The 8,081-nt window shown below is 40.4% G+C and carries 10 protein-coding genes and 1 pseudogene; all 11 read right to left on the reverse strand.

The window, feature by feature from the left end; translation table 11 throughout:
* Positions 1 to 265: 265 nt before the first annotated feature.
* Complete coding sequence (locus tag AYJ55_RS20905) at positions 266 to 646, reverse strand: hypothetical protein (protein WP_063657789.1); 381 nt, start codon at positions 644 to 646, stop codon at positions 266 to 268.
* A gap of 260 nt (positions 647 to 906) precedes the next feature.
* The gene (locus AYJ55_RS20910; RefSeq protein WP_063657707.1) at positions 907 to 1,899 is read right to left on the reverse strand and encodes a tyrosine-type recombinase/integrase; all 993 of its coding nucleotides are present in this window, start codon (positions 1,897 to 1,899) and stop codon (positions 907 to 909) included.
* Between the two features lie 6 nt (positions 1,900 to 1,905).
* Positions 1,906 to 2,103 (reverse strand): hypothetical protein, encoded by a 198-nt coding sequence (locus AYJ55_RS20915; protein WP_063657645.1) that lies wholly within the window; start codon positions 2,101 to 2,103, stop codon positions 1,906 to 1,908.
* On the reverse strand, positions 2,100 to 2,672 hold the full coding sequence (locus tag AYJ55_RS20920) for a hypothetical protein (RefSeq protein ID WP_063657676.1): 573 nt from the start codon (positions 2,670 to 2,672) through the stop codon (positions 2,100 to 2,102). Before AYJ55_RS20920 ends, AYJ55_RS20915 begins: the two co-directional genes overlap by 4 nt.
* A gap of 170 nt (positions 2,673 to 2,842) precedes the next feature.
* The gene (locus AYJ55_RS20925) at positions 2,843 to 3,292 is read right to left on the reverse strand and encodes a lysis protein (RefSeq protein ID WP_063657600.1); all 450 of its coding nucleotides are present in this window, start codon (positions 3,290 to 3,292) and stop codon (positions 2,843 to 2,845) included.
* Positions 3,259 to 3,744 carry a lysozyme gene (locus tag AYJ55_RS20930; RefSeq protein ID WP_063657599.1) on the reverse strand — a complete coding sequence of 162 codons (486 nt, stop codon included), beginning with the start codon at positions 3,742 to 3,744 and terminating at the stop codon, positions 3,259 to 3,261. Before AYJ55_RS20930 ends, AYJ55_RS20925 begins: the two co-directional genes overlap by 34 nt.
* A complete protein-coding gene (locus AYJ55_RS20935; RefSeq protein WP_342668195.1) occupies positions 3,704 to 5,191 on the reverse strand; it encodes an HP1 family phage holin in 1,488 nt (495 codons plus the stop codon). The genes AYJ55_RS20930 and AYJ55_RS20935 overlap by 41 nt, the downstream gene beginning before the upstream one ends.
* Before the next feature lie 162 nt (positions 5,192 to 5,353).
* Positions 5,354 to 5,953, reverse strand: coding sequence for a hypothetical protein (locus AYJ55_RS20940; protein WP_063657649.1), 600 nt, complete (start codon positions 5,951 to 5,953; stop codon positions 5,354 to 5,356).
* Positions 5,954 to 6,213: 260 nt separating this feature from the next.
* A complete protein-coding gene (locus tag AYJ55_RS20945) occupies positions 6,214 to 7,206 on the reverse strand; it encodes a tyrosine-type recombinase/integrase (protein ID WP_063657707.1) in 993 nt (330 codons plus the stop codon).
* Positions 7,207 to 7,212: 6 nt separating this feature from the next.
* Positions 7,213 to 7,410 carry a hypothetical protein gene (locus AYJ55_RS20950; RefSeq protein WP_063657645.1) on the reverse strand — a complete coding sequence of 66 codons (198 nt, stop codon included), beginning with the start codon at positions 7,408 to 7,410 and terminating at the stop codon, positions 7,213 to 7,215.
* Positions 7,407 to 7,978 (reverse strand): annotated as a pseudogene (locus tag AYJ55_RS31200) (Rha family transcriptional regulator). Before AYJ55_RS31200 ends, AYJ55_RS20950 begins: the two are co-directional and overlap by 4 nt.
* Positions 7,979 to 8,081: the final 103 nt, after the last annotated feature.

The following is an 8,081-nucleotide window of genomic DNA, read 5'->3' on the forward strand; positions in this document are numbered from 1 at the left end:
TTTAATATCATTTTATAAACATAAATAAGTAAGCGATTTTAACCCTTTAACCCCATCAGTTTTTGGTACGCTTCTGCGGCCTCTTCTAAAGTCATTTCTCGAGTAATTGCATTTTGCGGTAGTATATCTTCTGGTATAGGGCTACCTTGCAATTGCTTAATTTCCAGTAATAAGGTAGTTGGTATAGGAATGCCTTCTATCTCTAAAAATTGCGCGGCCTCTAGTGAAGTGATTTCGGCTGATTTTTTTCGCTCGAGTATCGATCTTAAGTATTCTTTTGTTGATGCTTTTCATCGTTAAAGAAGACTTCATTGATCCCCATCTTTTTGTAAACGGCAATATCATTGTGACTAGGCAATACTTCTTCTATCGTTGTCGTTTCGCCGTCTGCCGTGGTTTTAATAATTTTGCGTTTTCGGATTTTGGTGTTTTGCCTTGCTGTTTCTGCTAGCTCTTTTTTCAAAATGTCGGCCGCATGATGAAAAGCATGATCAAATTCGTAATAATCCTTTCGCCAATTTCTAATCGTTTTTTCATCCACATGCAGCCATTTTGCAATGAAATGATTTGATACTTTGCCTTTCACCAAAGACAGGTTGATCACGTCATCAATATACGCTTTTTTATATTTAGCTTTCCCTGACATGACAACCTCTTTTTAACCTTTGTGCAACATTCGTAAAATTAGCCATTTTGGGTGCGGACTTATTTTGCGGAAGTATGCGAAAAAAATCCCTCTTCATGCGTTGTTATTATTAGGTTTTCCAATTTTTCAAAATGCGGAAGTATGACTGCGGAATTATGCGTTTTTGGCTATTCTGTAATTTTTTACCTGAATCCCTTTGATGTAAAGCAATTAAGGTTTTAACCCCATTTACCTTAATGATTAAAAAATGAACGCAAATGTTAAAAATTTAACTCAAAAATTGACCCTGAAAATCGACCGTAAATATTTGAGGTGGTCTCAATGTTTTTATGACCCAGCATTTTAGAAATAACATGAATATCATTCCGTTTTTTGATAAGACGTACCGCTGCAAAATGCCGTAAGTTATGAAATTTCCCAATCCTGAATTTTTCCAGTAATTCCTTAACAATTCCTGTCGTACTGTAATTTAACGACAGTCTTTTCACTGATTGACTGACAATTAATGGTTCATGTAACCCAAACTTGTTTTTATCCAATAGCGACAATAACCCTTTTGGCATCGGTAACAATCGCTGAACGTCAGCTTTTAAGCCTTCAATAACACCGTTTCGTGTTACATGTTTTGAGATATTCAAATATTCCCCTTGAATATCGCTATAATCCAATGCCAATATTTCGCTTATCCGAAGCCCAATCACCGATGCCAAGATGAAGGCAATCTTTTCTCTGACGGGCGCTTCTTCAATCATCCTATCCACATTCTCAAACGCCGGAATGAAAATAGGCTTTTCCCCTTTTCTTTTCAATTTTGGAATTGGACTGACACCAACATTTCGCATTGCTTTCAGCAGCAAATAGGCAGAATGCAGATGTTTAAGCGTATTTTCCGGTAAACCGTTAAATTCACTCGGGCGAATATTCAACGCCATTTTTGCTTGCAACGTTTCGTCAATCGAAAACAAGGCATGTTTAATCGTATCGAGCGAACTTTGCCGTAAATGCCCCGTTTCACACTGAAAGACCTTTTTCCCCACATAAAACTGAATCAACTTGCGAAGATGCCAATCTCGGCATTGCTCTTTTTCTTTTGCCATCATCGCCAAAAATCGCTCAGATTCGCTCAGAAAAAGAAAATGGCAAGCAGCTTCCCGCGTTTTAAAGCTTTTATGAAATCGTCCTGCTGGATTTTCGTAATGCACACGAAAACCCTCGCTATCATGGCGAGTTTTGACTTGTTTAATTGAACTCATTTGCGATTATCGCTTTGTTGTTAACCTGGCCACAATTTTTGCTTGATTAAGACAATCTTCTATCATCTTGCCTCTTCTACTAGCTGGCTGTTTGCGATAATAGCGGATGGCTTCACGGGTGGCTAAGCTGGCGACAGAGGTAGAAAAGCCCAGCTTGATTAACTCGGCCTTAACATTGGCTTCGATGAATTGCTCAGGAGTCATCCTTCTAACCTCATGCTTCCACCAATTAAATCAAGGGGGATTTGAGATAACTCCATTACTGTTTTTTCAGCTTTTTTAAGAATGGGTAAATCATCTTGACGCTTACGTAATCGACGACCAGCATCCGAAGAGTCTTTATCAGACTCTTTTCTGGCTGTAGCAACAATATTTTGTAATTGCTCAATAGTAAAAGCTAATCCTTTATTTTCTTCCAACTCCGTCATGTAGTCATAGATTTTAGCCTGTAACTCATAGCTGTAACTCATTGCCATTAGACAGGCTTCACGTTTTGGAAATCGGTAAATTTTTCGAATAGACTGGGCACCGTTTCCAGTGGTGAAAATATCATCAGCTAAAAATTTAGCAGATGTTTCTCCAAGAACTTTGGGTACTTTTGCCATAAAATTATTGTGCTGTAACTTGCGATATTTTTTGCAAGGAAACGTTAATCTCTCTGCTTCCGCTTTTGATTTCCGCTCCGCATTAATATAGTCCACCATTTCCAGACTGGTCATTGTTGGCATTTCTGTTACTAAAAAATTGTCATTTTTAGTTGTTACTAATTTCATCGTACTTTTCCTTATAGAAAATCGAACCTGCGCGCACAGAACAGCCGCCCACAGAAAAGCACCATTTTAAACGGCGTTCTTCAGGCTCGACTTTCTATAAGGTTCTGTGTTTTATTGATGCGCGTGCGTGGCGCTGAGATTGTTAAGATTTGAACGTGCCAATGACCGATTCAGTGACACTGTGTTTTGATGTACTGCTGTAGATATTCCGTCTGCTTTTCGTTCTCAGCTATCATCGCTCTGAGACGGAAATAATCTTCTCGAGCTGCCTTACTAAGTTGTGGGGTGGCTTCATTATGTCGGCTCTGGGTGGTAGCGGTTTTGGGTATTGGACACACGGCATTGACGTGCAACTGCTTAGTGCCAGCACGAACAGCATCATTGAGCTTAGCAATTTCAGCTTTGGCATTATTTAATTTCTCCGTGTGTTGAATATCGAGTTGGTGCAAAGAATCAATCTTTTGCTGCTGTAATTTCACGGCTTCAATTTGTGCGCGATATTGCTGTTTTAATGTTTGGTAGTTTTGCCTGATGGTTTGATAACGGGAGTTGATAAAAATAAGTGAGAGAATTAACCCTGCAATAATCACTCCGATAAATGAGTAAGGTCGCCATAACATATTACGCTCTCAATTTCCCGACGGGTAATTAGCCCTTTCCAGACTTCGCCTTTCACATAAACCCACCGCTTCATCTCATCACATGCCCCTTTTCGGTCATTGTTGTTGAGCTTTTTGAGCAAGGTCGATTTGGCAAAATTACCCACGCCCACGTTATAAGCAAATGAGTAAAGGGCTGCCTGTGTTAGCGTGTTGATATTGACCTTAATCAACGGGTCAACATAACGTTTAACGGCTTTTAAATCGTCATTAAGCCACTTATCGCAGTCTTCTTGCGTGTACATCCGGTTACGCACAATATCCTTGCCTGTATGACCATAACAAACAGAGAGTACACCACCTCCATCGAAGTAAGGTTTAAATTTTAATCCTTCAAAATGCGTTATCATCGTTGAGGCTAAAAACAACGCACTACCGCCCGTTGCCATCAATATTTTTTTCGGTATCTTCATACTGACGTTCCTTGAGTCTGTACTCCTTTTTGCGGTAGTACACGTTGATAAAAAATGTCCCTATCGTGCAGACAATACCCATCACAGCTACCCACTGCTCAAGGGTAAAAAAATCAAAAATCGTTGTCATGACTCCCCCGAGGGTGGTCATGATGCCCCACCAGGCTTGCGCCTTAATATTCGCGAACATATCTTTATTGGTTTTTCCCGCCACATATTTTGCGTCAGGTTTAAAGACAGCCCCACCCGCGTTGAATCCGGTTGCGGTGATATGACATGTCCGTCGTAGATGCGCTTTCACCCCTGCCCCTACCCCGATGGAGTCATAGATGATTTCATCGGCATGGACTTCCTCAGCATAGTTTTTGACTCGGTTTGCTGAGCTGATCACGTCGCCTTTACTCCACTGCTGGCAATCCGTGACAACCGATCCGTGTACAAACGTGAGGGCGTTGCTGTCATCGCCCTCATCTGCAACGTCAAAACCGAGTCGTTTAGCCCCCGTTGTCAAAAACCCCAGTTTGATATGGGCATCAATGGCCGCCTGTACCCATTCGGCGGGAATTAAGATACCTTCAACAGACGCCTGATAGTTCAAATCCAGTTCCTGCGCCACAATGACCGGATTATCGATTTTCAGGCACTCTTTTTCGTACCATTGTTCATCTTTACGGGGGTCATTGCGCCAGTGAAAGGTAAACACCGGAATACGTCCACTGTGGCGTTTTTGGGCAAAAGGATTGTCCATCCCATTAACCGAACTTAAGTCAATGCGGCAGCGGGTAGTTTGCGATAGGGCAGCATCAATCAATAGCGGACGAGGCAAAAAGGCGGCTTCGTCGACGAAATAGAGTGTCGTCCGGTCACCCCGTCCAATATTGTCCCCCGCTTCACCCTTGATAATGGCGCCGGTGTTTGGAAAATTGACCCGCATATAAGGCGCGTGTTTTTTCGCTACCCAGCCTCCCCGAAACTCTTGCGGTAAAGTTTCAATAAACTTACGGGCTTTCCAGAACAACGCTTTCGGGTCACCGGTGCTGTCAACATACTCTTCTTTGCGGGAGCCAAAGCCAATTACCATCTCTTTATTAAAGAGACATAAAGCGCATGCGAGTGCAATTGACGTCCAGCTTAAGCCCATTTCGCGGCTTTTTTCGGTAATACCGTTTTCACGTCCTTTCCAGCGTGTCATTATCCAGTCAATCCATGCTTCCTGTTTCGGGAACAGCAAAAAAGGAATAGTCACCGGTAACCCGTAATCGACATTTCGTGGGTCTGTCGTCATGCCCCAGTCAATAATAAACTGCGCGGGATTATCCTTATAAAATCGGGTTAATCGTTTAAAACTTTCCGGCTGCTGGCGTAACCGTTGTAGACGCTCATCGCGCCACTCAAATACCTTAAAATAATCTGGTTTTTTAAAGTCAAAAGGAAAAGGTAACGGCATAGGAATTTGTCCGGAAAAAAGCGACTCAAAAAAATATTTTGCACATAAACGTGTACATAAAAATACAAAAAATGGGGTTAAACTCATATAATCAATTGATATTAAATAAATATTTAAATTTAATATCATTTATAACATAAATAAGTAAGCGATTTTAACCCTTTACCCCATCAGTTTTTGGTACGCTTCTGCGGCCTCTTCTAAAGTCATTTCTCGAGTAATTGCATTTTGCGGTAGTATATCTTCTGGTATAGGGCTACCTTGCAATTGCTTAATTTCCAGTAATAAGGTAGTTGGTATAGGAATGCCTTCTATCTCTAAAAATTGCGCGGCCTCTAGTGAAGTGATTTCGGCTGATTTTTTTCGCTCGAGTATCGATCTTAAGTATTCTTTTTGTTGATGCTTTTCATCGTTAAAGAAGACTTCATTGATCCCCATCTTTTTGTAAACGGCAATATCATTGTGACTAGGCAATACTTCTTCTATCGTTGTCGTTTCGCCGTCTGCCGTGGTTTTAATAATTTTGCGTTTTCGGATTTTGGTGTTTTGCCTTGCTGTTTCTGCTAGCTCTTTTTTCAAAATGTCGGCCGCATGATGAAAAGCATGATCAAATTCGTAATAATCCTTTCGCCAATTTCTAATCGTTTTTTCATCCACATGCAGCCATTTTGCAATGAAATGATTTGATACTTTGCCTTTCACCAAAGACAGGTTGATCACGTCATCAATATACGCTTTTTTATATTTAGCTTTCCCTGACATGACAACCTCTTTTTAACCTTTGTGCAACATTCGTAAAATTAGCCATTTTGGGTGCGGACTTATTTTGCGGAAGTATGCGAAAAAAATCCCTCTTCATGCGTTGTTATTATTAGGTTTTCCAATTTTTCAAAATGCGGAAGTATGACTGCGGAATTATGCGTTTTTGGCTATTCTGTAATTTTTTACCTGAATCCCTTTGATGTAAAGCAATTAAGGTTTTAACCCCATTTACCTTAATGATTAAAAAATGAACGCAAATGTTAAAAATTTAACTCAAAAATTGACCCTGAAAATCGACCGTAAATATTTGAGGTGGTCTCAATGTTTTTATGACCCAGCATTTTAGAAATAACATGAATATCATTCCGTTTTTTGATAAGACGTACCGCTGCAAAATGCCGTAAGTTATGAAATTTCCCAATCCTGAATTTTTCCAGTAATTCCTTAACAATTCCTGTCGTACTGTAATTTAACGACAGTCTTTTCACTGATTGACTGACAATTAATGGTTCATGTAACCCAAACTTGTTTTTATCCAATAGCGACAATAACCCTTTTGGCATCGGTAACAATCGCTGAACGTCAGCTTTTAAGCCTTCAATAACACCGTTTCGTGTTACATGTTTTGAGATATTCAAATATTCCCCTTGAATATCGCTATAATCCAATGCCAATATTTCGCTTATCCGAAGCCCAATCACCGATGCCAAGATGAAGGCAATCTTTTCTCTGACGGGCGCTTCTTCAATCATCCTATCCACATTCTCAAACGCCGGAATGAAAATAGGCTTTTCCCCTTTTCTTTTCAATTTTGGAATTGGACTGACACCAACATTTCGCATTGCTTTCAGCAGCAAATAGGCAGAATGCAGATGTTTAAGCGTATTTTCCGGTAAACCGTTAAATTCACTCGGGCGAATATTCAACGCCATTTTTGCTTGCAACGTTTCGTCAATCGAAAACAAGGCATGTTTAATCGTATCGAGCGAACTTTGCCGTAAATGCCCCGTTTCACACTGAAAGACCTTTTTCCCCACATAAAACTGAATCAACTTGCGAAGATGCCAATCTCGGCATTGCTCTTTTTCTTTTGCCATCATCGCCAAAAATCGCTCAGATTCGCTCAGAAAAAGAAAATGGCAAGCAGCTTCCCGCGTTTTAAAGCTTTTATGAAATCGTCCTGCTGGATTTTCGTAATGCACACGAAAACCCTCGCTATCATGGCGAGTTTTGACTTGTTTAATTGAACTCATTTGCGATTATCGCTTTGTTGTTAACCTGGCCACAATTTTTGCTTGATTAAGACAATCTTCTATCATCTTGCCTCTTCTACTAGCTGGCTGTTTGCGATAATAGCGGATGGCTTCACGGGTGGCTAAGCTGGCGACAGAGGTAGAAAAGCCCAGCTTGATTAACTCGGCCTTAACATTGGCTTCGATGAATTGCTCAGGAGTCATCCTTCTAACCTCATGCTTCCACCAATTAAATCAAGGGGGATTTGAGATAACTCCATTACTGTTTTTTCAGCTTTTTTAAGAATGGGTAAATCATCTTGACGCTTACGTAATCGACGACCAGCATCCGAAGAGTCTTTATCAGACTCTTTTCTGGCTGTAGCAACAATATTTTGTAATTGCTCAATAGTAAAAGCTAATCCTTTATTTTCTTCCAACTCCGTCATGTAGTCATAGATTTTAGCCTGTAACTCATAGCTGTAACTCATTGCCATTAGACAGGCTTCACGTTTTGGAAATCGGTAAATTTTTCGAATAGACTGGGCACCGTTTCCAGTGGTGAAAATATCATCAGCTAAAAATTTAGCAGATGTTTCTCCAAGAACTTTGGGTACTTTGCCATAAAATTATTGTGCTGTAACTTGCGATATTTTTTGCAAGGAAACGTTAATCTCTCTGCTTCCGCTTTTGATTTCCGCTCCGCATTAATATAGTCCACCATTTCCAGACTGGTCATTGTTGGCATTTCTGTTACTAAAAAATTGTCATTTTTAGTTGTTACTAATTTCATCGTACTTTTCCTTATAGAAAATCGAACCTGCGCGCACAGAACAGCCGCCCACAGAAAAGCACCATTTTAAACGGCGTTCTTCAGGCTCGACTTTCTATAAGGT

Origin of the sequence: Candidatus Arsenophonus triatominarum, from assembly GCF_001640365.1 — a bacterium.
GTDB lineage: Bacteria > Pseudomonadota > Gammaproteobacteria > Enterobacterales > Enterobacteriaceae > Arsenophonus > Arsenophonus triatominarum.

Bases quoted from the DNA above. Each gene is read 5' to 3' on its own strand.
- AYJ55_RS20905 (WP_063657789.1), bottom strand. From the start codon at position 646: ATGTCAGGGAAAGCTAAATATAAAAAAGCGTATATTGATGACGTGATC.
- AYJ55_RS20910 (WP_063657707.1), bottom strand. From the start codon at position 1,899: ATGAGTTCAATTAAACAAGTCAAAACTCGCCATGATAGCGAGGGTTTT.
- AYJ55_RS20915 (WP_063657645.1), bottom strand. From the start codon at position 2,103: ATGACTCCTGAGCAATTCATCGAAGCCAATGTTAAGGCCGAGTTAATC.
- AYJ55_RS20920 (WP_063657676.1), bottom strand. From the start codon at position 2,672: ATGAAATTAGTAACAACTAAAAATGACAATTTTTTAGTAACAGAAATG.
- AYJ55_RS20925 (WP_063657600.1), bottom strand. From the start codon at position 3,292: ATGTTATGGCGACCTTACTCATTTATCGGAGTGATTATTGCAGGGTTA.
- AYJ55_RS20930 (WP_063657599.1), bottom strand. From the start codon at position 3,744: ATGAAGATACCGAAAAAAATATTGATGGCAACGGGCGGTAGTGCGTTG.
- AYJ55_RS20935 (WP_342668195.1), bottom strand. From the start codon at position 5,191: ATGCCGTTACCTTTTCCTTTTGACTTTAAAAAACCAGATTATTTTAAG.
- AYJ55_RS20940 (WP_063657649.1), bottom strand. From the start codon at position 5,953: ATGTCAGGGAAAGCTAAATATAAAAAAGCGTATATTGATGACGTGATC.
- AYJ55_RS20945 (WP_063657707.1), bottom strand. From the start codon at position 7,206: ATGAGTTCAATTAAACAAGTCAAAACTCGCCATGATAGCGAGGGTTTT.
- AYJ55_RS20950 (WP_063657645.1), bottom strand. From the start codon at position 7,410: ATGACTCCTGAGCAATTCATCGAAGCCAATGTTAAGGCCGAGTTAATC.